The sequence below is a fragment of the Arsenophonus apicola genome, from assembly GCF_020268605.1.
Classification (GTDB): domain Bacteria; phylum Pseudomonadota; class Gammaproteobacteria; order Enterobacterales; family Enterobacteriaceae; genus Arsenophonus; species Arsenophonus apicola.
In genome coordinates, this window is record NZ_CP084222.1 from 2497296 (window position 1) to 2521100 (window position 23805).

Here is a 23805-nt window from a genome sequence, read left to right on the forward strand (position 1 = left end):
CAAACAGTCGGTTTTGGGGTGTGTGAAATAACCAAAATAAAGTCATTCTTCTAATGCCAATACCAGGGTAATACCTGCATGATTGTAAATTTGACTGGTTAGCCCTATCACACACCACCAAAACTTATTGTCAGGAGGTAATATGTGTAACTTTCATGGTTATGATAATGCTCGTCGTCGTAGAAATGAGCGTAGAAGATCCAGGCAAGCAGCTTATGAATATAACAGAGCACTTAATATGGCACTGAAAGCAGCCTTAAATCGAAGCAAGCCCTCTCAGCAACAAACACCAACAAATACTAAACGCCCTATCCTTTCACTAAAAAGAAAAGTGATTAATCGTGTAGAAAAAGCAATATCAATTCGTCCTACTAAAGTTTATGACGCATTTAATAACTGCTGTTTGCCTATAGCAGCTTTGTATACTTCTAGACGTTTTCACAGTAAACCTAAATCCAACTTTGGAGTCACTGCTAACTGTTAAAGGTATAAAAATGATTTTGACGGTCGATAAAAAAGCACTTCTCAGTGCAATGATTTTTCAGGCTAAATGTGATATCAGATATTATCTAAACGGCATTTGTTTTGCCCCTGAAAAAAAGCTGTATGCTGCTGACGGTTATCGAGTTTTTATTGGTGAGCATGAGACTGAATCGCTACATGAAAGCGTGATAATTTCAATTAAAGGCGCAAAATTTACTCGCTTTGACAAGGCACAGATTGATACCCAATATGGAATTGTGACCTATCTTGATAAAGACGGGTTACGCGTTGGTGCAGCAATCTGTGAGGTTATTGAAGGGAAATATCCTGACATTAACAGAGTAATTCCTAAAGAAAGCAAGCCCGTTTCAGAGATTGGCTTCAATGCCAGCTATCTTGCGGATATCGAGAAAGTAGCAAAAATTTATAACCCGAAATATAAATCAATAAAAATTAAACCTAACGGTAATGACAGTGCCGCAATTGTCGAGTTAAACAAAAACACATCCGTAATCATCATGCCGATGAAGATCTAATTACCGTTTGACATCTTCCTCGCCCTGGACGACAGGATTTTACGGCATATATGATAAACCTGAATCACATTTTGGAGTCACCGCTAATGGATGAAAACAAAAAAATAATACAAGTTCAAATTGTTGCTGATGTTAGCGCAAAATGTAACTATATCGTAGATATGACCGAAGAAGATTATAGAAAATTTGAAAAAATTATTGATTCACAAATGACATCCAGAGAGATGAATAATGCAATTCTTGATATAGCCTGCAAATATGGAATTTATGACAATATCGACTTCAACGAACCTGAGGACACTGAATTCCATCGGATTGGCGCATCAACAATCTATTAATATTTTGGAGTAACATCAAAATTATAAATTTGAGCCATTGTTATTTTAGCTCATTGGTATTGATAAAAATTATTGCATGAGTGATTATTAATATTGTCAGGTGAAAAAATGAGTAAAAATATGCCAACAATGAATTTTGATACTAAAAATCAATCTTTTAATGAATTATTAAGTCCTTCATATAACTACATTGTCCCTCCTTTTCAACGTGATTATTCTTGGGAAGAGTCTGACTGGAATGAACTTTGGCAAGACATAGTAAGTTTACTAAACGATGAGCCATATTCTTTTCATTATATGGGTTACCTGGTACTACAAAGCGAAGATACAAAAAATTTTAAGATTGTTGATGGGCAACAAAGGATTACAACCATTAGTATAATAATTCTAGCTGCATGTTCCATATTTGATGATTTAATAAATAATAATATTGATACAGAACAAAACAAAACAAGGAAAGAAAAATTTATAAGTAGTTATATAGGTTATACAGATCCTGTTCTAATCTGTGAACATACTAAATTACAACTAAATAAAAATAATGATAATTACTATCAAACTTATTTAGCTACATTAGCAAAGTTACCACAAAGAAACTTAAATAACTCAGAGCATAAATTAAGGAAATCATTCTTTTTCTTCAAAAAAGAAATGGAAAATTATTTGTCTGAAATTCATGATAAAGGAACAGGATTAGCAAAATTAATTGTTTTATAACAGAAAAGCTTTGCTTTACAACAATTACGGTAAGTAATGAAATCAATGCATTTAAAGTTTTTGAAACTCTAAATGCCAGAGGAGTAAAATTATCATCTACTGATTTATTAAAAAATTATATATTTTCAATTATTACTAACGAAAGTACTCATAATAATGAACTACGCCACTTAGAAAATAGATGGGAAAGAATTGTATCTATATTAGGAAACGATGAACTTACAGAACTTGTTCGCATTTATTGGAATAGCAAAAATAAATTAGCAAGAAAAAAAGAATTATTTAAAACGATAAAATCAACAATCAAAACAAAAGAGGACGCCTTTAATTTATTAAAAGAAATAGATAATTGCGCAGAAGTATACTCTGCTTTAAAAGATACTAAAGACTCCAATTTTTGGGATGATGAAGAAAAACATTACCTTGAATTACTATTCAATATATTCAATGTCAAACAACCATTTTCAATGCTTATTGCCTGCTATAATGCATTTTATAACAATGACAGGAAAGGATTTAAAAAAATATTAAAATATATAACAATAATAACATTTAGATATAATATAATTTGTGGAATGCTTCCTCATGAACAAGAAAGATTATATAGTTCAATATCACAAGGAATTTCATTAGAAAGTTATGGTGTTTCAAAAGTATTGAAAAATTTAAAAATTAAATTATATCCATCAGATGATACATTCAAAAATGATTTTTCAAATAAAATAATAAAGACTGGTAATAATAGAAATACAAAACTTATAAAATATATACTTACTGAAATAGAAAAAAGTATAACAAATAGTACATCATACTATGATTTAAATACGGTAACTGTAGAGCATATTTTACCAAAATCTCCATCTGATGAATGGAATATTGGAAACGATTATCATTTTGATAACCTAGTACATAGGATAGGTAATATGTGTTTATTAGCTAGCAATGACAATAAAAAGATAGGAAATAAATCCTTTGAGTATAAAAACCATCCTATATCAATAGTAAATTTGATATAACAAAATACATTGGGAGTAATTATGAAGAATGGAATGAAAATTCAATAATAGAACGCCAAAAATTCTTAGCAAAAAAAAGCATTAAATATCTGGTCACTGAATGACGAATAAAATAAATCATCCTTGTACTCAGTTAACACAAAACGCCGCCGCCCTATTCTGTTCTGGGGACAGTCAAGACTATAAATTATCTTTCAAATAGCTAAATATAGTTTGATTGCGTTTACCCGTCCGTGATGACTGTAATCGGACACCAAGAGGCACTTGGGCACACGTCCTAACTCATGCATAAGACCTAATTAGGTCTTTTTTTTCACCTGAAGGTAATTAAATGAATAACGATGAATTAAGAAAAATTCTTGATGAGCATAAATTTTGGGTAGATTCGATGGGCAAGAATGGTCGTAAAGCCAATCTAAGTGGTGCCAACTTAATTAGAGCAGACCTACAGGGAGCAGACCTATGGGGAGCCAATCTACGTGGAGCAGACCTATATGAAGCCAATCTACGTGGAGCAAACCTATGTGGAGCTGACTTACCCCATGATACATTCGTTATTATGGGTGAACCCTATCCAATAATGATTACAAATGGAGAAAATCTTCGTGCAGGATGTCAACATCATTCGGTAGAAAAGTGGCGACAATTTAGCAAAGAAGACATCGTGAACATGGATGGCAGAAAAGCGCTTGAGTTCTACCCTCGCTTACTGGATATGCTGGATTTTTACCTGGGAAAAGGTGAGCGCCCTGACTGGTTAAACCAAACGGCACAATAAGAAGGATTAAACACGATGAGATTGGACAATCCACGCATTGTAACAGCAAAACACCCTAATATGGGTAATCTGGTTGGGGTGACTAATGGCAGTCGCCATTTGAGCGATTCAATATACTTAAGCAGTATTGATATTAGTGATGATGATGACAGAGAAGTACGCTCTTTTAAGACAATCATACAGTGCTTAACAAATGAAAATGATCGTCTTAAGAAAGAGAACCGAAGACTCATGAAGATATACCGTGGAATTGGCGGGCTGTGCAGGATTTGAACCTGCAATAAGTAAACTTCATTTACTGCTTTACCATTCAGCTAACAGTTCACTGACAATCATAAGGCAGGCATCAAAAAGGCTTTTACCACAAGAGAAAGGATACCTAAAATACCCGCCCCCAACATCCAGCGTATTAATTTTTGTTCAGCACGAATTCCTGACATCTCTAGCTGTAGGTCTTTGCGGACTATTTCCATGTCTTTACGAACATCAGATATTTGCGCGCTTAAATCTTTGCGGACATCATCTAAATCTCTCTTTGTTGCTACATCAACCGCTTCGTGTGACTCACGCACAGCAATAGAAATCGCTTTCGCCTGTTCTGTTGGTAATCCAGCGCTTTCAAGCGTTTCAACAAATTTTAGTGTATCAAATGCAACCTGACCCATAGGTAATCCTCCTTTTTGGTAAGTATAACCTAACAATAACCATTGACGAAAGAACAAATCATGCGCTATAGTTTATTTGCATCTGCAAAATCAGATGTCGGGATTCGAAACCCGTCAGTGTGTACCGGCCAATAACACGCCGAATGCGTGTTTTTTATTGGTCATAACCTAGTCACATATCAATGGTGGCTCAGGTAGGGGAACCGTAAGGTTCGCCGGAGGTACACCGGTATTTCGAACCCTGTCTGGGCTACCACCACGAGATTCGAAACTCCAGTGGTAGCATTTATCTAAATGTACCATTGGAGGTCAATATGACCACTCACTCATCCCTTGTTATTCCTAAAGTTAGTATTCACAAAGGTAAAGCGATTACCACCTCACAAGATGTAGCCGAATACTTCAACAAGCGCCATGACAACGTTCTACGTGCTATCGGCAGTCTTGAGTGTTCATCTGAGTTTCGTCTCCTCAATTTTGAGGAGACGTTCTACATACGAGAAAATCCCAACGGTGGAGATGGGATCTCAACAAAGTGCTACGAAATGACTAAAGACGGCTTCGTATTCTTGGTGATGGGATTTACCGGAAAGAAAGCCGCTCAATTCAAGGAAGCCTACATTGCTGAATTTAATCGCATGGAAGCACAATTACACAATGCTGTTACCGTAACAGGTAATACAAACAAAATTCTTCTCACTTTACTTCCCAATGGCAAAGTAGATAGCGCAAGAGTAATTCATGATAATGAATATGTCGCTTCACTAGAGTCACTCTTCGAAATTGGTCGTCGTGCTGGTTACATGATCATTCACAAAGATGAATTAATCAAAAAATTATCAGAATAGCTTACTTTTCCTTAGCACGTCTCCGTTTCAAACGGAAGCGTGCCGCAAATTAATAATACCAATATTCAATCATCAATTAACTTTGAGGAATTTCTATATGCAAAATTTAATCAATATAGAAACAAAAAACATCAGTGGTGAATTAATCCAAACGGTTAATGCCCGTGATTTACATGCGTTTTTAGAAATTACTACGCGATTTAATGATTGGATAAATAGGCGTATAGCAGAATATAGTTTTGAAGAGAACATTGACTATATTATTGCTGAAAATTTGAGCTACTCAAATTTGAGTAGTGCAAAATCTCGCCAACGTATGATGAAAGACTACTATATCGCCATCGATATGGCGAAAGAGCTATCCATGGTTGAACGCAATGAAAAAGGGAAACAGGCAAGGCAGTATTTTATTGAATGCGAAAGACGTGTTTTACAACCTCAACTTCACATTCAAACATTACTACCAACAAAAAAAGAACTCGCTCTCATGGTTGTTCGTGCTGAAGAAGAGAAAGAACAGTTATTACTGGAAAATAAAAGTCTCTCAACCGAAAACGATTGTCTTAAAAATCTCTTTAAGGAAGGTATGACCCCTACCCAATTTAGCAAAATGCTTAATGGCGTAAACAGTCAGCAGATAAATCATTTTCTGGCAGAGAGGAAGTGGCTCTACAACGAAAGTAAATCCGGCATACGCTGGCGTGTTGCTTCTTATGCACGGGATAAATATTTAACCGAAAAACAAAGCGAAATAAGCCCACACGGTGCTGACAGATTCATTAGTTATCAACCTGTATTACTCAAAAAAGGGGCGCGACGTCTCTATGATTTGTATCTGGATTACAAGCTGCCCATGAAACTGACGTGGAATGGTTCACATACTCATGACAAGTCCATCCAGGGTATTCACCTGAAGCACTGATTACTTTTCTTTTTTAAATCTTCAATTAACCAGGAGCTAAAAACATGAACCAGCTTAAACAGCAGGAGCTGCGCTACGTCTTAAATAGTGACAGCTTCGCCCAAAAAGACAGCTTAAAAATTATCCCCACCGTGCTAATCATTGCGTTGGCAAGCCTCGTTTTATTGTTAGCAAGATAGGAATAACTCATGACTTTATTTGAATTAACTCAGTTGGTTAAGAAGCAAAGAAAAAGCAATGAGCTTAAGGAACATTACAAATATGAACATCAACGTGAGGTACTGGGGCAACAAAATGTTCCTGTTAGCTGGCAGGATTTTCGAGGAGATTTTACATGAAAATGCCGAGGCTAACGGATAAAAGGAGATGCCAATCAAAAGAAGACGCTATTGCCTATGCAATACAACAGATGGAGGCAACCAGGCAAGGAAAAGAACCATTGTCGCCATCGATGAAAGAAAAGCGTCAAGCAATGGAAATGTATGACAAAGAAGCAAAAGAGATTGAAAAACTAATAATTCAATCCTCGCCAAATACTTACAATCCTATATATGTTCAAAATAAAGAATACAATCCTTTCATTGATCAAGAACTAAGAGATGGACCGTTAGGTGGAAAAATAAGAGGTGATTAGATATGGCGACCGCAACACTAATACTGGGTGAGTCAGGGACAGGAAAATCCGCTAGCCTTAGACATCTAAGCCCTGAAGAAACTTTATTAATCCAAACGTTAAAAAAACCTTTGCCGTTTAAATCAACTCAATGGCGAAATTGGGATCAAAAAGATGCCACAACCTCAATATTTGTCAGTGACTGTTGGCAATACATCATGAAAGCTATCGAAAAAGCCTCAAGTTACGAAAAAAAGATAGTTGTTATTGATGATTTTCAATATCTGATGGCAAATGAATTCATGCGCAGATCAGATGAAAAATCTTTCGATAAATTTACAGAAATAGGCGCTCACACATGGAATGTGATCAATGCGGCAGTAAAATCATCATCAGATGATCTAAGGATATATTTTCTCTCGCATACCGAAGAAACACCATTAGGTAAAGTCAAGATGAAAACAATTGGCAAAATGCTTGATGAAAAAATAACCGTTGAGGGCATGTTTACTATTGTACTGAAAACGGTAGTTAAGGATGGTCAATACTTATTTTCAACACAAAACAGCGGTTATGATACCGTCAAATCCCCAATAGGAATGTTTGAAACACCCGAAATTGAAAACGACATAAACGCAGTTGATACAGCGATTTGTGACTATTACAGCTTAAAAAAAACTAACATAACGGAGAAAACAGCATGAACCACAACATTATCTTTACCTACAGCGAGGAGTCAGCCTTATTAACCTATCAAGGGGGGTTCATTAATGAATCAGGCGCGTATGTGATCACAATTGCAGAGGCAAAATTAAGCAAAAGTGATAAAGGCGCTGAGTTTATTGAATTCTCAGGTGAATCGGAGGATGGCAGAAAAGTTAACTATCTGAGTATTTGTTGTAAGAAAAATGACGGCACGGTAAACCCTTTCGGTCAAAATATGGTCAATGCCATGATGGGATGCATTGGAATTCAGCGAGTAACCTCGGTTGCCCACAACAATAACCTGGTTGCGCCAGAATTCCATGGCAAAAAAGTAGGACTTGTTTTGCAAAAAGTTCTAAGAACGAAGAAAAATGGCGATGAAAGTTACAGCTTTGATATCCGTATGCCATTTGTAGCAAACACTGGACAAACGCTTTTAGAAAAAGTTGAAAACAAACCCGCACAAGCAGTTAAAAACTTGTTGCGCACTCTAAAAGATAGAGACGAGCGTAGACCAACCCATACGCCAGTAAATAATGAGTTTAATCCTTTCTAGACAAGGAGTTCCTACCATGTGGGTTTTAATCCTATCCATGTAAGCCAGCCCTTACGCGTCAAATGACTTTGCAAGTGTTCATACTCAGGAATTTGACACTGAGAATATGTGCCAATTCGCCGCTAAACAGTTTGAGCGTGAATTTGAAACTTTCAAGGATATCAACGCAAAAGCAATTTGCATTAAGAAATAATCCAATGTTAAAAGGTTCAATCATGAAACTTAACATCATTAAATTACTAATCACAACATTTTTGTTTATCGGTGCAGCGTTTGCCTTTGAACTCATTGTTGGACATCTCGCGCACGCCGATGCCGTCATTGACCCGCAAATCAGGTTTAAACGTGGTGAATTAGGCAATATTCATTTAGGCGGACAAGAGCTACTGGTTATTGGTGTCATGCTGGTGCCAGCACTTATGATCTATTCGGGGGTGTTCCTTGATACCTTGAAGAAGTAGTTGCAACACAAGAAATCTTTACCCACCTAACCTATTCCACTTAATCAACTAAGTATGCATTCATCAATTAACTTTGAGGAATCATTATATGCAAAATTTAATCAACATCGAAACAAAAAATATCAATGGTGAATTAATACAGACGGTTAATGCGCGAGATTTACATTCATTTTTGGAGATAAAAAACCATTTTAAAGATTGGATAAAAGACCGCATTGAAAAGTATGGATTCATTGAAAACGAAGACTTTGTGACTTTTGCGGAAAAAACCGCAAAAGGTAGACCTTCGATAGAATACGCAATCTCTATCAATATGGCGAAAGAGCTATCCATGGTTGAGCGCAACGAAAAAGGGAAACAGGCCAGACAGTATTTTATTGAATGCGAAAGAAAAGCATTGGAAGCTGTCAACCCTGTTGAAATACTAAATAATCCATCAGCAATGCGAGGGCTGCTACTCAATTACACAGAAAAAGTTATTGCACTAGAACACAAAATCGATGAAATGAAACCGCAAGTCGAAGCACTAAAACGAATCAGTTATTCAGAAGGATCGCTTTGTATCACTGATGCGGCAAAATCACTCCAAATGAAACCCAAGGCACTTTTTTCATGGTTACAAGGACATGATTGGATTTATCGGCGTGTTGGTGGAAAAAGTTTGGTTGGCTATCAGGATAAAATCAAGCAGGATTTAATTGAGCACAAAGTGACTGTCGTTGCTAGAAATGACGGTTCGGAAAAGTTAACTGAACAGGTAAGAATTACGCCAAAAGGACTTGGAAAATTATCCATTCTTATTAGTGAATAATGCTACTAAAAAAGACACGCGCAAGGCGAGCCAACACCAGGGAAAATGTTGTGGATACAAACACAACAGCAACAATCTTACCACAGATAATTCATAACTGATCATATTTCAACACATAACAATGTGTGCTTAGGCTATCTGTTTTTGAATGAGGATAAATAAACATGATTACTTTAGCGGAATGGAATGCAAGGAGGGATAGACCAAGAAGAATGGACACAGTCAGGGGTTGGGTTAGAAATGGGCTAATTCAACCTCCCCCCATCAAGGATGGAAGAGAATATTTAGTTGAAGAGTGTGCAATCAAAGTTAACAGCATTAACGAAGTTAGTCATAAAAGTATGTTGCTGCAAAGGATAGGCCATGACCAGAATCAGAAAAACAAAAAATCGGGATTTGCCCCCTAACCTGTACAAAAGAAACGGGTATTATTCCTATAGGGACCCACGTACACGTAAGGAATACGGTTTGGGTAGAAACAAAGCCTATGCAATTAACGAGGCTATTAGTGCAAATCAGTTATTGATGAAAGCAGAGAAAGTAAAGCCACTAACAGAAAGGATCGACGGACAGGGAACTGTCTATTTTCATGAGTTTTTAGATAGATATGAAGAAATATTGAAAACAAGAGGATTAAGAGAGAAAACATTAAAAGACTATAAGCAAAGAATAGGTGTGATCAGAAAAGGATTTGTTAATGCGCCGATTCAAAACATAACCACGAAACAGATTGCGGATTTTCTTCAGTTATCAATTAATGAAGAAAGAATAACAACTGCGAAACTAATGCGCAGTTTATTAAATGATTGTTTTAGAGAAGCAATATCATTAGGACTAATAGAAATAAATCCAGTGACATCAACAAAGACGCCAAAAATAAAAATTCAAAGAGCAAGATTATCTTTAGAAGATTTTAATACTATTTTAGGTTTAATAAATAATGACCATCATTGGTTAACTCATGCTATGAAATTAGCGCTAGTTACAGGGCAAAGAGTATCTGATGTCTCTAAAATAAAATATAAAGATATTCATGATGGGAAATTATGGATAATCCAACAAAAAACAGGAGCAAAAATAGCAATCCCTCTTGATATTGAACTTTACGGAATTAAATTATCAAAGACTATTGCAGATTGTGTGAATAATTCAGAGTTTGTCATTAACAATAATGGAAATAAAATTACAGTAGAAAGAATATCAAAAGAATTTAGAAGGTTCAGAGATATTTCTCAATTAAATTGGGTAGGTGAGCCACCCTCTTTTCATGAAATTAGAAGCTTATCTGCTAGACTCTACACTGAAACAATGGGTAGCAATTTTGCGCAAAAGCTGCTAGGACATAAGTCGGCCACAATGACAGCAAAATATCAAGATGATAGAAATAATAGTTGGATTGAGATTTAAATTTTAATGGATGAATAGTGACTTATAGTGATAATTTTGTTTTATCATATTGATTTTTAAGGATAATTAATAATAGCAACTAATAACGCATTAGTGGTATGACAGCGAATTTCTCCTTTATAGGGATAAATATCAATTACATCTCCCATATTTAGTGAAGTCACATCAACTTCAATCGGCAGAGCACCCGCATCTTGCATGGTATTAAAAAATATTGGTGCAATTTTTCCTCCCAAAACAACGCCGCCATTACGTTTATTAGGTACAAAAGGAATATCTTTGCCCATAAACCATATTACTGAGTTGGCTGCTGATTTTCGCGAAGATCCTGTACCGACAACGTCACCAACATAAGCTAATGGAAAACCTTTTTTGCTCAATGTTTCAATCTGTTTGATAGGCCCAACGACGCCAAGCTCATCAGGTGTAATTCCCTCACGGGCATTTTTGAGCATGGCTTGTGCGTGTAGTGGAATATCTGGTCGTGACCAGGCATCAGGTGCCGGTGATAAATCATCAGTATTCGTTTCCCCCGTTACCTTAAAAACAGTTACAGTCAATTTCTCTGCTAATGCGGGTCGCTCAAGAAACCATTCGGCATTTGCCCATGAGCCTATAACTTGACGCGCATATGGATTGCCCATGTTTGCTTTTTCTTCTACATCATAGAAGTTATCAAACATTAATAAAGTATGGGATAAGGCTGTGGCTGCTATTGGAGCCAATTGTTTATCATCCAATGCATCAATTAATGGGTGAATATTATAACCACCCTGCATAGTACCTAATAATTCTATCGCTTTTGTTGGCGTCAGTAAGGGGGAATATATTTTTCCTTTGGCGATAGCAGTTAAGAAGTCAGCTTTAACATAAGCAGCTTCATCAACACCAGGAGGAATACGATTACTTAACAGATCTAATAGAAAAATTTTTTCAGTTTCAGGCGGGTTTTTTATTAATTCAACTAATTTAGCGACTTGGGTAGCATTCAGGGGCTTAGGTATTATTCCTTGTGCCGCACGTTCTGCTACGTGCTCACGGTACTCTTTTAGCACGACGTTCTCCTCAATTGATTCTAATTTATATACCTGGCTATCTACATTCCAAATAAAAAATGAAGTACCTGGTCAGAGGAATTGGCTTAACATAATTTTACTTTTATCAATTATGCCCAGTATGGAACATCCAGAATAACAGAATTTAATTATACTGTTAATTTATTTACATAACTCCAACATTCATCAGGATCAATATATTGATGCCGTTTTATCCTAATTTATCACTATTTTATGTAAAAAAATTTATCCATTAATAGCAAAAATAGTTTATTTTTTTAGTAATTTGTAATAACAAGTGAATGATTAAATAACAGACATTTCAATTAAACAAATTATTATTCTTACTTTTCCATTAAAAAATAGCTCCCGTATTTAAAACAAATAAAGGAGCTAGTAACAAGTCGAGGGATCCTTATAACAAATTTATTTTATTAGAATAAAAATAAATTATTTTTTCTTCGCTTTAGGATTAGGTAAATCAGTAATACTTCCTTCAAATACTTCGGCTGCCATACCAATTGACTCATATAATGTAGGGTGAGCATGAATGGTCAAAGCAATATCTTCTGCATCACAACCCATTTCAATCGCTAGACCAATTTCACCGAGTAATTCGCCTCCATTAACACCGACAACCGCTCCACCAATAACACGGTGAGTTTCTTTATCAAAAATAAGCTTGGTCATACCCTCTGAACAATCAGATGCGATAGCACGACCAGAAGCAGCCCATGGGAAAGAGGCCACTTCATAACTAATACCTTTTTCTTTAGCTTCTTTTTCCGTCAAACCAACCCAGGCAACCTCAGGCTCAGTATAAGCAATTGAAGGGATAACTTTTGGATCAAAATAGTGTTTCAAACCAGAGATCACCTCAGCCGCCACATGACCTTCATGGACACCTTTATGAGCCAACATTGGTTGGCCAACAATGTCACCAATCGCATAAATATGGGGCACATTAGTACGCATCTGTTTGTCTGTGGGGATAAAACCGCGATCATCCACTTCTACTCCCGCTTTACCCGCATCAATTAATTTGCCATTGGGTACACGACCAATTGCCACTAAAACAGCATCATAACGTTGTGGTTTCGCCGGCGCCTTCTTGCCTTCCATTGTGACATAAATACCATCTTTTTTAGCTTCAACCGCAGTCACTTTAGTCTCAAGCATTAAATTAAACTTCTTACTTATCTGTTTAGTAAAAAGCTTAACAATATCTTTATCTGCAGCAGGGATAACCTGATCGAACATTTCCACAACATCAATTTCCGATCCTAATGCATGATAAACAGTAGCCATTTCTAAACCAATGATACCGCCGCCCATAACTAACATACGTTTGGGCACTTTTTTTAGTTGCAGAGCATCAGTAGAGTCCCACACTCGCGGATCATCATGTGGAATAAATGGAAGCTGGATCGGACGTGAACCTGCTGCAATAATGGCAATGTCAAAGTTTATTGTCGTTACTTCTTTTTCACCTTCAACGACCAAGGTATTAGCGCCGGTAAATTTACCTAAGCCATTAACAACTTTAACTTTACGGCCTTTTGCCATTCCTGCTAGACCCGTTGTTAATTGACCAATCACTTTTTCTTTCCACAACCTTACTTTATCGATATCGGTTTTCGGTTCACCAAATACGATCCCATGTGCCGCCAAGGCCTTGGCTTCTTCAATAACTTTTGCAACATGTAATAATGCTTTAGAAGGAATACAACCAACATTGAGACAAACACCGCCTAATGTTGCATAACGCTCGACTAAAACTGTTTCTAAACCCAGATCTGCACAGCGAAAAGCTGCTGAATAACCCGCAGGGCCCGCACCTAGAACCACTACTTGGGTTTTAATTTCAGTACTCATCATGACCTCTTACTTTTGTTGTCCGGCGGGTCAGACGAAAAAATTTATAACCACCGAGACGTGTGTACTACAGGCAGTTTACAGAATTGTTAACATTCTTGAAAGCACTCGAACGTGACAGAACTCTCAACCTATAGGATGAAATAGAAAAAATTCTGTAACTACTAATAATAAAATAGACCGACATTCTGCCGGTCTATAAATCACATAACCAAACGGCGAATATCACTCATTAACTGTGCAATACGAGTGACGAAACGCGCGCCGTCTGCACCATCAATAACACGATGATCAAAAGAGAGTGACATAGGTAATATCAGACGTGAAATAAATTCACTACCATTCCATACTGGTTTCATTGATGAGCGAGATAGCCCCATAATAGCCACTTCTGGCGCATTAATAATGGGTGTAAAACTCGTCGTCCCGATACCACCTAAACTAGAAATGGTAAAGCTGCCACCTTGCATATCAGACGCAGTCAACTTGCCGGCACGTGCTTTCTTCGATACTTCCATCAATTCTTTTGAAAGCTCGATAATGCCTTTCTTATTGACATCGCGAATTACAGGAACAACTAAACCATTTGGTGTATCAACGGCGATACCAATATGAACATATTTTTTCAATGTTAATCGCTGGGCATCCTCAGAAATGGAACTATTAAAACGAGGCATTTCTTCTAATGCTCGAGCAACCGCTTTCATGACAAAAACTAATGGTGTAATTTTTATCCCCGTTTGCAACTTTTCCATCTCTTTATTCTGCTGCTTACGGAAAGCTTCTACTTCTGTAATATCAGCATCTTCCATAACGGTCACATGCGGGATCATTACCCAGTTACGACTCAAATTAGCACTAGATATCTTTTGAATGCGACCGAGTTCAACTTCTTCAACTTCACCAAATTTACTAAAATCAACTTTTGGCCATGGTAGCATGCCAGGCAAACCACCCGCCGTTGTCGCTCCGGCCTCAGAATGTTTTACCGCTTCTTTCACATAAGCCTGAACGTCTTCACGCAAAATACGGCCTTTACGTCCAGTTCCGTTTACCTTAGCCAGATTGACCCCAAATTCACGCGCTAAACGGCGAATAACCGGCGTTGCATGCACATACGCATCATTTTCAATAAATTCATTCTTGGTCGCAGAAACATCACTTACCTTAGCCGCGGATGAGACTCGAGATGGCTCAGAAGATGGAGCCGCTGATTTGGTTGCTATTTCAGCGCTGCTCGTTTCCGCACTAGCAATTGGCGAAGCTGCGGTAGCATCAACTGCAAAAATCATAATAAGTGAACCAGTTTTAACTTTATCACCTTTTGCAATTTTGATCTCTTTGACTTCACCAGCAAACGGTGCAGGCACTTCCATCGATGCCTTTTCGCCTTCCACAGTAATGAGTGATTGCTCAGTGGAAATTTTATCACCAACGTTAACCATTACATCAGTAACTTCAACTTCATCATTACCAATATCCGGTACAATAACTTCCTTTAATTCACTTTTTACTCGTTCTGCATCTTTGCTATCTGCTTTATCCGAGTTTGGGCTTGCATCTGTGGCTATTTTAGCACTAGCTTCCGGCGCTTTTTCCGCTGTATCAAAAACCATGATCAATTTGCCAGTTGCCACTTTGTCACCAACAGCGACTTTAATTTCTTTAACAACCCCAGCCTGTGGTGACGGAACTTCCATTGACGCCTTTTCACCTTCTACGGTAATTAATGACTGCTCAACATCAACTTTATCGCCCACTTTTACCATAATTTCGGTAACTTCAACTTCATCTGCACCAATATCAGGAACGTTAATTTGAATAGACATTGATTTTACCTCTTATGCCAGACGCGGGTTAATTTTTTCTGGGTTGATGTTGTATTTTTTGATGGCTTCATCCACCAATTTTACATCTATTTCACCACGTTTTGCTAATTCACCCAACGCCGCTACTACTACATAGGAAGTATCAACCTCAAAATGATGACGGAGGTTTTCACGGCTATCTGAACGACCAAAACCATCAGTACCCAAAACACGATAATCACTTGCCGGAATGTAGGAACGAATTTGTTCTGCAAATAATTTCATATAATCTGTTGATGCAACTGCAGGCGCATCATTCATAATTTGAGCAACATAAGGTTCACGAGGTTTATCAGATGGGTGTAACATATTCCAGCGTTCACAATCTTGTCCTTCACGAGCTAATTCGGTAAATGACGTTACACTATAAACATCAGAACCAATACCGTACTCACTAGACAAAATTTTTGCCGCTTCGCGAACGTGACGCATCATCGAACCCGATCCCAATAATTGGACTTTGCCTTTTTTGCCATTTAGTGATTCAAATTTATAAATACCTTTACGAATACCTTCCTCAACACCAGCAGGCATCGCTGGCATATGATAATTTTCGTTCAAGGTAGTAATATAGTAGTAAACATTTTCTTGTTTCTCACCATACATACGAACTAAACCATCATGCATAATAACAGCAACTTCATAAGCATAAGCTGGATCATAAGAGATACAGTTAGGTATGGTTAGTGACTGGATATGGCTATGGCCATCTTCATGCTGCAAACCTTCACCATTCAATGTAGTACGCCCCGAAGTTCCGCCAATCAGGAAGCCACGCGCTTGCTGGTCTCCCGCAGCCCATAACAGATCACCAATACGCTGGAAGCCAAACATGGAATAATAAATATAAAATGGGATCATTGGCAGGTTATTTGTGCTATATGATGTAGCCGCAGCTAACCAAGAGGCACCAGCACCCAATTCATTAATACCTTCTTGAAGAATTTGACCTTTTTCATCTTCTTTGTAATAAGCAACTTGTTCGCGATCCTGAGGAGTGTACTGTTGTCCATTTGGACTATAGATCCCAATCTGACGGAATAAACCTTCCATACCAAAAGTACGTGCTTCATCAGCTATAATTGGCACTAGACGATCTTTAATTGAGTTATTTTTTAACATTACGTTCAAAGCACGTACAAATGCGATCGTAGTAGAGATTTCTTTATTTTGTTCGGCCAATAATTGGTTAAAATCTTCTAGACTAGGAATATCTAATTTTTCATCAAAGGTCGGATTTCGGGCTGGTAAATATCCGCCTAATGCCTGACGACGCTCATGCAGATATTTATATTCATCTGAATCTTCTTTAAAAGTAATAAAAGGCAATTTTTCTATTTGATCATCCGCTACCGGCACATTAAAGCGATCACGGAAATAACGAACTCCTTCCAGGTTCATTTTTTTCACCTGGTGGGCAATATTTTTACCTTCGGCAGTATCGCCCATGCCATAGCCTTTAACCGTTTGAGCTAAAATGACAGTTGGCTTACCTTTAGTGTCTTGCGCTTGCTTAAAAGCGGCATAGACTTTTTTCGGATCATGACCACCACGATTTAACGACCATATTTCATCATCGGTCATATCCTTGACGAGTGCACTTGTCTCAGGATAACGATTGAAGAAGTGTTCACGAACATAAGCGCCATCTTTAGATTTAAATGTTTGATAGTCACCATCTAAAGTTTCATTCATCAACTGAATAAGTTTACCTGAAGTATCTTTGCGCAATAATTCATCCCAGCGGCCACCCCACAGGACTTTAATGACCTGCCATCCTGCACCGCTAAAGATACCTTCTAATTCATTAACAATCTTACCATTACCAGTAACTGGCCCATCAAGGCGTTGTAAGTTACAGTTGATTACAAAAACAAGGTTATCTAACTTTTCACGAGTCGCAATTGTGATAGCGCCTTTCGATTCAGGCTCATCCATTTCACCGTCACCAAGGAAAGCATAAACTGTCTGATCTGCAGTATCCTTTAAACCTCGGTGTTGTAAGTATTTTAAGAATTTTGCTTGATAAATAGCACCAATTGGGCCTAATCCCATCGACACTGTCGGAAATTGCCAAAACTCTGGCATCAATTTAGGATGAGGGTAAGAGGAAAGACCTTTGCCACCAATTTCTTGCCGGAAATTGTCCATTTGCTCTTCAGTGAGACGGCCTTCCAAAAATGCACGTGCATAGATACCAGGCGAAATATGTCCTTGGCAATAAACTAAATCTCCACCATTTTTATTGTTTTTTGCCTTGAAGAAGTGATTAAAACAGACTTCATATAAAGTTGCAGAAGACTGGAAGGAAGCCATATGACCACCTAACTCCAGATCTTTTTTAGAAGCTCGTAAAACCGCCATTACAGCATTCCAACGAATCGCAGAGCGAATACGACGCTCTAAATCCATGTTGCCTGGATAATCAGGCTCATCCTCTACGGAAATAGTGTTGATATAATCACAGTTTCCAGAACCCGCTGCGATATTAACGCCGCCCTTACGTGCTTGTTGTAATACTTGATCAATAAGATACTGAGCACGATCAACACCTTCTTCACGGATGACCGATTCGATCGCCTGTAACCAGTCGCGAGTTTCGATCGGATCCACGTCATTCTTCGACATATCTGACATGGTCTATTCCTTATCTATTATCTGTTTCTAATATAGTTACTGAGCCATCTTTTGAACATATTTACTAAACCAGAAAGAAGAACAAAAGATAGTTCCTATTGCCGCAACTTTGTCTCTAAAAAATCAGAGCAGTAATGCAGACGCAGCAACAAAAATCTGCACTACTCAATTAAATTTTGGGATTGATGTACTCGACGTAAAGAACGCTCACGACGTGTATGCTCACGACTGATGTCCAGCAAAATCTCCTCAATAAAGGCTAAATGACGATGTGAAGCTTCCTGTGCTTTTTCAGGTTCACGTGCGATAATTGCTTCAAAAATTTGAGTTCTATGTTTACTTACTGCTGCATGCATTTCTTTACGTGTATATAAACACTCAAAATTTTGTCTAATATTCTGCTCTAACATTGGAAGCATACAACGAAGTATATGGATTAATACCACATTATGCGCCGCTTCAGTAACAACCAACTGATATTGCAAAACAGCCTCGACTTCAGCATTAACATCCCCACGCTCTTGGATATCTTGAATTTGTAGATGACTTATCTTAATTCGGGCCAGATCCTCATCTGTTCCTCTTAAAGCAGCATAATAAGCCGCAATACCTTCAAGTGCGTGACGCGTTTCCAAAAGATCAAATTGTGATTCCATATGCCCAGATAATAACTGGGTAAGCGGATCACTAAAGCTTTGCCATAGATTTGTTTGGACGAATGTACCGCCACCTTGTCGGCGAAGAAGAAAACCTTTTGCTTCTAGCTTTTGAATCGCCTCACGCAAAGAAGGACGAGAGACATCAAATTGCTTTGCCAACTCGCGTTCAGGTAGCAATTTTTCTCCGGGGCGCAATATTCCTTCAAGAATTAAATGCTCAAGTCGCTGTTCAATGACATCAGATAATTTAGGTTGGCGAATTTTGCTATAAACCATATTTACAATAAGCCACTTATATTTTGCGTAAATATTTATTTAACACTACCAAAGTCAATTGGTAATACCAATTTATCCTAGATGTACATAAAGTAACAAAGTATTCACCAGCTGTCCATAAAAGCTTAAATTTAACCTTAAAAAACTTGTACTTTTTGATAAGGATTTTTAAAAAATCAAAAAAATTATATTTTCAGTCTGTTTTTAAGCAGTAATATTAAATTTCCTATATATATAATTAATCAGCTGAAACGTTAATATTTGCACTTAATTAAATAATAAATCAATTTAAGTGAATAAAAATTTAATATAGCAACTAAAAACTCAACAAATTTTTATAATTGATATTAATGTTTTTCAGTGAAAATGATTGATCGAATTGATGTTAAAGAATACTTAATTCGAAAATAGATAAAGTAATTAAAAAAGTTTAACTAATGTCAGTATATTATCTTGGTATTTTTACAAGTTAACGTATTGAAATACTTAACCACATAATATTGACTTAAGCAAAACTCATTGCTATATCATTATTTTGCCTGAATAAATAGCTAAGATATTTTAGCAATATCATCCAATGGCTGATTAAGTCTCATAGAAAGATCTATAGCTGTTATATTTTTTGTTAATGCGCCAACAGAGATATAATCTACACCTGTCTTAGCATACTCTTTTAATGTTTTTAGCGTGATATTACCAGATACTTCGAGAGCCACCCTTCCCTTAGCAATCATTACCGCTTCTTTCATCATAGGAATAGTAAAGTTATCCAACATAACGATATCGGCTTTTGCTTCTACAGCTTCAATCAATTAATTTATATTTTCAACTTCAACTTCAATAGGAACACTTGTATGCGCTAAACGCGCTTTTTTAATTGCCGAAGTAATATTACCTGCCGCAATAATATGATTTTCTTTAATTAAATAAGCATCAAATAAGCCTAACCTATGATTAAAACCACCGCCACAAAGTACTGCATATTTGAGCGCAGCCCTTAAACCAGGAATGGTCTTACGCGTATCTAACAACTTTACATCTGTGCCTTGTAATATCTCAACATAACTAGCTGTTTTGCTAGCAACACCTGATAAAGTTTGAAGGAAATTAAGCGCAACCCTTTCAGCGATTAACAGTATATGGGCATCGCCTTCGATAGTACAAAGCATCTGACCAGATTTAATTTTATCGCCATCACTGACCTGCCATCTAAGCTGAACAGATTGATCAAGTTGTTTAAATATTTCCTCTACCCAACGCATTCCACAAAAAATACCATCTTCCCGAGTAATTATTTTAGCAATAGCCAACTGATTTTTTGCAAGCAGCTGTCCACTAATATCACTCTCTATATTTATACTCCCGCCTAAATCCTCCTGTAATGCGAAAGTAACATTGGCAGGAATATCTTGATGTAAACGTTCTAATAATTGTTCCTTACGTCGCTCCATATCATGATTGATAAGTACCATTACAACTCCTCAATATTTACAGTAATAAAATATTACTAACTTGTACTCCACACTATCGTATAAATATTTCTAGTAAATTTTTGATTAATTTACTTCAATCTAATAAGTTACTACAACATAGAAAATCTAAATAGAGATTTTTACTGTACAATTAATATAAATACCTTACTAATAAAAATTCTTTATCTTAAAAGAAAACAAATAATATATTTTACAAAATATATGACAAACATATATATTCAAAATTAGCTAGCATGAATTGTTATTTACTCCTGTCATAAGCAAACTTACAAATGATGACTAATATTAAAAAATTTATTCCATTAAAAAATAACCAAACTAATTATTTGTGAATTTGCTCGAATTTATTTTTTTTATTTTCAACATAAAAAAATAATATTTAGAACAATATTCTAATATTTCATTTTCTCATTGTTATTTTTTCCTACCATTGCGCATCATCACATTACCTTCAATCGATAATGGAAAATATGATGAAACAACAAGGATTTTCTCTAATGGAAATAATGGTTGCAATTGCAATTATTGCAGTTCTTAGTGCAATTAGTATTCCAAGCTACAAAAGTTATATGCAAAAAGCCTCTCTAACTGACATGTTGCAATTTATTGTGCCTTATAAAATGCATACCGAACTGTGTGGATTTGAAAATGGACATTTTACAGGTTGCCACAATGGCGTATCTTCAATTCCAACAAATAAGACCGGAAAATATGTTAGTGATATTGAAGTGAAAGATGGAACAATTAAAGTTGTGGGTACAAAATCACTGAAAGATTTAACAATAACGTTAGATCCGACATTATCTACAACAGAAAATCAAGTGAGCTGGAAAGTTTCTTGTGAAAGTACAGATTCCGGATTAAAAAAACATTGTGCAAACACTTTCAGATTCTAAATAATGGGCTCTATTATGACTTACATAACAGCTATTCCCAAAGATTTTAATATTATCGAAAATGAATTAAAAAAACTTTGTTATCGTCACGATATTGTAATGATCGAATTCAATTCAAAAAAACTTTCCATTGCCAGTTATAAAAAACCTAATGACGAACTATTAACAGCATTACGTTTTATTTCTAGTGTTCCTGTTTGTTATGATATTTGGCCAAAAGAAAAAATTGAGCATTATTTTAATCGTTGTAATCATGAAGTTGAAATACAAGAAGAACCTATACGTTATGATCCTGCAATCAATAATGAAGACAAACCTAATTCACCAGCAGTAAATTTTGTCGATTATCTTATTGCATCTGCCATTGAAAAACGAGCATCAGATATTCATATAGAGCCATTTAAGACCGGTACCAAAATCCGTATTAGAGTTGATGGTAAATTATTTTATGTTCCTTCTCCACCAGTCGAAAATTGTGCAGAAATATTTGCTCGATTAAAAATATTAGCAAAATTGAATATTGCAGAAATGCGCCTACCTCAAGATGGGCAACTTGAATGGATAAGCCATGATATCCACTATGCTATCCGTATTTCAACCTTACCAACACTTTATGGTGAAAAAATAGTTTTAAGGATATTAAATACTAAAAACCATTATTCGTTAGAACAATTAGGTATAAAAAATAATTTCCTTTCTATTTTAAAACAAAAACTTTCTCTGCCACAAGGAATGATTCTTGTTACCGGTCCAACAGGAAGTGGCAAAACCGTAACACTTTATAGCTGTCTTGAATACCTTAATCACAGTGAATTAAATATTTCAACGATTGAAGATCCCGTTGAAATCCCGATAAAAGGGGTTAATCAAATTCCTGTAAACGAAAAAATAGGTTTAAATTTTTCAACTATCTTAAGAGCATTACTTCGCCAAGATCCTGATATTATTATGGTAGGTGAAATACGAGATCAAAAAACAGCCGAAATTGCTATAAAAGCCGCTCAAACTGGGCATTTAGTATTATCAACACTCCATACAAATTCAACCAAAAGCACATTAGAACGACTAGAAAATTTAAGCATATCACCACATTTGATAAATTCTTGCGTAAAGTTGATTATTGCTCAGAGACTTGTTAGAAAATTATGCCCTAGTTGTAAACGTCATGAAAAAAATCCTATTACTATTCAATATGATAATATTCAAACTGAAATTACTACCTGGCAGGCTATTGGGTGCGACCATTGTTTCGGTGGCTATTTAGGTCGAACCGCAATTTATGAATTTTTAGAGCTTAAAGAAGAAACTCTAGCTACACAATTTTATCAGCTACCAGTAAAAACAGAAAAAATACCTTTCGTTAGTTTATTTGCGTCTGGGTTACTTCTAGTTAAAGCCGGCATAACAACACTAAAAGAAGTGTATGAAGTAACAGGACAGGAGATAATTCAGTGAATTTTATCTATATATATCGAGCAATTAACACACAGGGAATATTAATAGAAAATTATAAAATATCTCATTCTAAACAGGAGGTTTTTGAATATATTCTTAGAAATAATTTAATACCTATTTCAATTAAAATCAGAGAAATAGCACTATATACCACAAAAATTCTTAGCTATCGCTTGCATTTTATGTATCAACTTAGTGTATTACTTAAATCCAATATTTCTTTAATTCAAAGTCTAAATATTATTCAAAAAGAATGTAATATGCCCGTCTGGAAATGTATATTAGCAGAAATCATTAAACGTATTAAACAAGGAGAAACATTCTCTTCGACTTTAAAACGTTATCCTAAACTTTTTCCAGAAATAATTTATCGCCTAGTAGAAATAGGTGAGCATACCAATAATCTCGAAAAAAATTGCCAACTTATTTACCAACAATTTCAACAACAACAAATATTGAAACAAAAAATAACTAAAGCACTACAGTATCCTTGTATCATTTTAATTATTGCTTCAGTAGTGGTTTCATTAATGTTTTTTTTCGTTTTACCTGAATTTAAAGCAATATATCAAACATTTGATGCGGAGCTCCCCATAACAACTAGATTGCTTATTACCATTTCTGATAAAATTGCTGACAATTTTTTGTATATCGTTGTTATCATAGTTTTTATTTTTAGGTTATTTTATATATAGGCAACATTCGCCAAATTTAATTAAACGAGAACAAAAGTTT

The 23805-nt window shown here is 36.1% G+C and carries 26 protein-coding genes, 1 tRNA gene and 2 pseudogenes; 21 read left to right on the forward strand and 8 right to left on the reverse strand.

Translation table 11 applies throughout. From position 1 onward, the window contains the following. Window positions 1-142 precede the first annotated feature (142 nt). The 7 genes from LDL57_RS11910 to LDL57_RS11940 all read left to right on the forward strand — a co-directional run bounded on the left by LDL57_RS11910 (window position 143) and on the right by LDL57_RS11940 (window position 4141). Window positions 143-484 (forward strand): hypothetical protein, encoded by a 342-nt coding sequence (locus LDL57_RS11910; protein ID WP_225505797.1) that lies wholly within the window; start codon window positions 143-145, stop codon window positions 482-484. Between the two features lie 10 nt (window positions 485-494). Then, window positions 495-1019, forward strand: a complete 525-nt coding sequence (locus LDL57_RS11915; protein WP_225505799.1) for a beta clamp domain-containing protein — start codon at window positions 495-497, stop codon at window positions 1017-1019. Window positions 1020-1069: 50 nt separating this feature from the next. Next, window positions 1070-1357, forward strand: a complete 288-nt coding sequence (locus tag LDL57_RS11920) for a hypothetical protein (protein WP_225505446.1) — start codon at window positions 1070-1072, stop codon at window positions 1355-1357. A gap of 108 nt (window positions 1358-1465) precedes the next feature. Further along, window positions 1466-2074 carry a DUF262 domain-containing protein gene (locus LDL57_RS11925; protein WP_225505801.1) on the forward strand — a complete coding sequence of 203 codons (609 nt, stop codon included), beginning with the start codon at window positions 1466-1468 and terminating at the stop codon, window positions 2072-2074. A 467-nt stretch (window positions 2075-2541) separates the two neighbouring features. After that, window positions 2542-3090 (forward strand): HNH endonuclease family protein, encoded by a 549-nt coding sequence (locus LDL57_RS11930; protein WP_225505802.1) that lies wholly within the window; start codon window positions 2542-2544, stop codon window positions 3088-3090. Window positions 3091-3421: 331 nt separating this feature from the next. Then, window positions 3422-3868, forward strand: coding sequence for a pentapeptide repeat-containing protein (locus LDL57_RS11935; RefSeq protein WP_225505448.1), 447 nt, complete (start codon window positions 3422-3424; stop codon window positions 3866-3868). A 15-nt stretch (window positions 3869-3883) separates the two neighbouring features. After that, the gene (locus tag LDL57_RS11940) at window positions 3884-4141 is read left to right on the forward strand and encodes a hypothetical protein (protein ID WP_225505804.1); all 258 of its coding nucleotides are present in this window, start codon (window positions 3884-3886) and stop codon (window positions 4139-4141) included. On the opposite strand, the gene LDL57_RS11945 is transcribed toward LDL57_RS11940, so the two are convergent. Beyond that, window positions 4120-4194, reverse strand: a tRNA-OTHER gene (locus LDL57_RS11945). The genes LDL57_RS11940 and LDL57_RS11945 overlap by 22 nt on opposite strands. A gap of 6 nt (window positions 4195-4200) precedes the next feature. Next, window positions 4201-4533, reverse strand: coding sequence for a CCDC90 family protein (locus LDL57_RS11950; RefSeq protein WP_180558297.1), 333 nt, complete (start codon window positions 4531-4533; stop codon window positions 4201-4203). A gap of 314 nt (window positions 4534-4847) precedes the next feature. On the opposite strand from LDL57_RS11950, the gene LDL57_RS17980 reads away from it, so the two are divergent. The 11 genes from LDL57_RS17980 to LDL57_RS12000 all read left to right on the forward strand — a co-directional run bounded on the left by LDL57_RS17980 (window position 4848) and on the right by LDL57_RS12000 (window position 10856). Continuing rightward, window positions 4848-5381: a Rha family transcriptional regulator gene (locus LDL57_RS17980; protein ID WP_310740125.1), complete on the forward strand. Its 534-nt coding sequence runs from the start codon at window positions 4848-4850 to the stop codon at window positions 5379-5381. 97 nt (window positions 5382-5478) lie between these two features. Beyond that, window positions 5479-6303, forward strand: coding sequence for an antA/AntB antirepressor family protein (locus LDL57_RS11960; RefSeq protein WP_202881793.1), 825 nt, complete (start codon window positions 5479-5481; stop codon window positions 6301-6303). Window positions 6304-6347: 44 nt separating this feature from the next. Beyond that, complete coding sequence (locus LDL57_RS17820) at window positions 6348-6482, forward strand: hypothetical protein (protein ID WP_255498959.1); 135 nt, start codon at window positions 6348-6350, stop codon at window positions 6480-6482. 9 nt (window positions 6483-6491) lie between these two features. Beyond that, the gene (locus LDL57_RS11965) at window positions 6492-6641 is read left to right on the forward strand and encodes a hypothetical protein (protein WP_180558291.1); all 150 of its coding nucleotides are present in this window, start codon (window positions 6492-6494) and stop codon (window positions 6639-6641) included. Next, entirely contained in the window at window positions 6638-6937 is a 300-nt protein-coding gene (locus LDL57_RS11970) for a hypothetical protein (protein ID WP_225505806.1), read from the forward strand. The genes LDL57_RS11965 and LDL57_RS11970 overlap by 4 nt, the downstream gene beginning before the upstream one ends. 2 nt (window positions 6938-6939) lie before the next feature. After that, complete coding sequence (locus tag LDL57_RS11975; RefSeq protein WP_225505808.1) at window positions 6940-7620, forward strand: DEAD/DEAH box helicase family protein; 681 nt, start codon at window positions 6940-6942, stop codon at window positions 7618-7620. Further along, window positions 7617-8177, forward strand: a complete 561-nt coding sequence (locus LDL57_RS11980; RefSeq protein WP_225505810.1) for a DUF669 domain-containing protein — start codon at window positions 7617-7619, stop codon at window positions 8175-8177. Before LDL57_RS11975 ends, LDL57_RS11980 begins: the two co-directional genes overlap by 4 nt. A 137-nt stretch (window positions 8178-8314) precedes the next feature. Further along, window positions 8315-8638 carry a hypothetical protein gene (locus LDL57_RS11985; protein ID WP_225505812.1) on the forward strand — a complete coding sequence of 108 codons (324 nt, stop codon included), beginning with the start codon at window positions 8315-8317 and terminating at the stop codon, window positions 8636-8638. A gap of 88 nt (window positions 8639-8726) precedes the next feature. Beyond that, complete coding sequence (locus LDL57_RS11990) at window positions 8727-9449, forward strand: antA/AntB antirepressor family protein (protein ID WP_225505820.1); 723 nt, start codon at window positions 8727-8729, stop codon at window positions 9447-9449. Between the two features lie 164 nt (window positions 9450-9613). After that, entirely contained in the window at window positions 9614-9856 is a 243-nt protein-coding gene (locus tag LDL57_RS11995; protein ID WP_225505456.1) for an excisionase, read from the forward strand. After that, window positions 9813-10856, forward strand: coding sequence for a tyrosine-type recombinase/integrase (locus tag LDL57_RS12000; protein ID WP_225505822.1), 1044 nt, complete (start codon window positions 9813-9815; stop codon window positions 10854-10856). Before LDL57_RS11995 ends, LDL57_RS12000 begins: the two co-directional genes overlap by 44 nt. 80 nt (window positions 10857-10936) lie before the next feature. Here the strand turns inward: LDL57_RS12000 and LDL57_RS12005 are convergent. The 6 genes and pseudogenes from LDL57_RS12005 to nadC form a co-directional block, all read right to left on the reverse strand. Next, window positions 10937-11911, reverse strand: a pseudogene (locus tag LDL57_RS12005) (aconitate B); the annotation flags it as partial. A gap of 450 nt (window positions 11912-12361) precedes the next feature. Next, on the reverse strand, window positions 12362-13786 hold the full coding sequence (gene lpdA, locus LDL57_RS12010) for a dihydrolipoyl dehydrogenase (protein ID WP_180558840.1): 1425 nt from the start codon (window positions 13784-13786) through the stop codon (window positions 12362-12364). A 203-nt stretch (window positions 13787-13989) separates the two neighbouring features. After that, window positions 13990-15615 (reverse strand): pyruvate dehydrogenase complex dihydrolipoyllysine-residue acetyltransferase, encoded by a 1626-nt coding sequence (gene aceF / locus LDL57_RS12015; RefSeq protein ID WP_180558746.1) that lies wholly within the window; start codon window positions 15613-15615, stop codon window positions 13990-13992. A 12-nt stretch (window positions 15616-15627) separates the two neighbouring features. Further along, window positions 15628-18291: a pyruvate dehydrogenase (acetyl-transferring), homodimeric type gene (aceE, locus tag LDL57_RS12020; protein ID WP_180558745.1), complete on the reverse strand. Its 2664-nt coding sequence runs from the start codon at window positions 18289-18291 to the stop codon at window positions 15628-15630. Window positions 18292-18452: 161 nt separating this feature from the next. Continuing rightward, window positions 18453-19226, reverse strand: a complete 774-nt coding sequence (pdhR, locus tag LDL57_RS12025; protein WP_225505824.1) for a pyruvate dehydrogenase complex transcriptional repressor PdhR — start codon at window positions 19224-19226, stop codon at window positions 18453-18455. A 551-nt stretch (window positions 19227-19777) separates the two neighbouring features. Beyond that, window positions 19778-20698 (reverse strand): annotated as a pseudogene (gene nadC, locus LDL57_RS12030) (carboxylating nicotinate-nucleotide diphosphorylase). A gap of 491 nt (window positions 20699-21189) precedes the next feature. On the opposite strand from nadC, the gene ppdD reads away from it, so the two are divergent. Genes ppdD through LDL57_RS12045 form a run of 3 tightly spaced genes read left to right on the forward strand, consistent with a single transcriptional unit; the run spans window position 21190 to window position 23765 of the window. After that, window positions 21190-21615, forward strand: coding sequence for a prepilin peptidase-dependent pilin (ppdD, locus tag LDL57_RS12035; protein WP_225505826.1), 426 nt, complete (start codon window positions 21190-21192; stop codon window positions 21613-21615). Between the two features lie 15 nt (window positions 21616-21630). Beyond that, window positions 21631-23070 carry an ATPase, T2SS/T4P/T4SS family gene (locus LDL57_RS12040; protein WP_225505828.1) on the forward strand — a complete coding sequence of 480 codons (1440 nt, stop codon included), beginning with the start codon at window positions 21631-21633 and terminating at the stop codon, window positions 23068-23070. Further along, window positions 23067-23765: a type II secretion system F family protein gene (locus LDL57_RS12045; RefSeq protein ID WP_180558743.1), complete on the forward strand. Its 699-nt coding sequence runs from the start codon at window positions 23067-23069 to the stop codon at window positions 23763-23765. The genes LDL57_RS12040 and LDL57_RS12045 overlap by 4 nt, the downstream gene beginning before the upstream one ends. Window positions 23766-23805 lie beyond the last annotated feature (40 nt).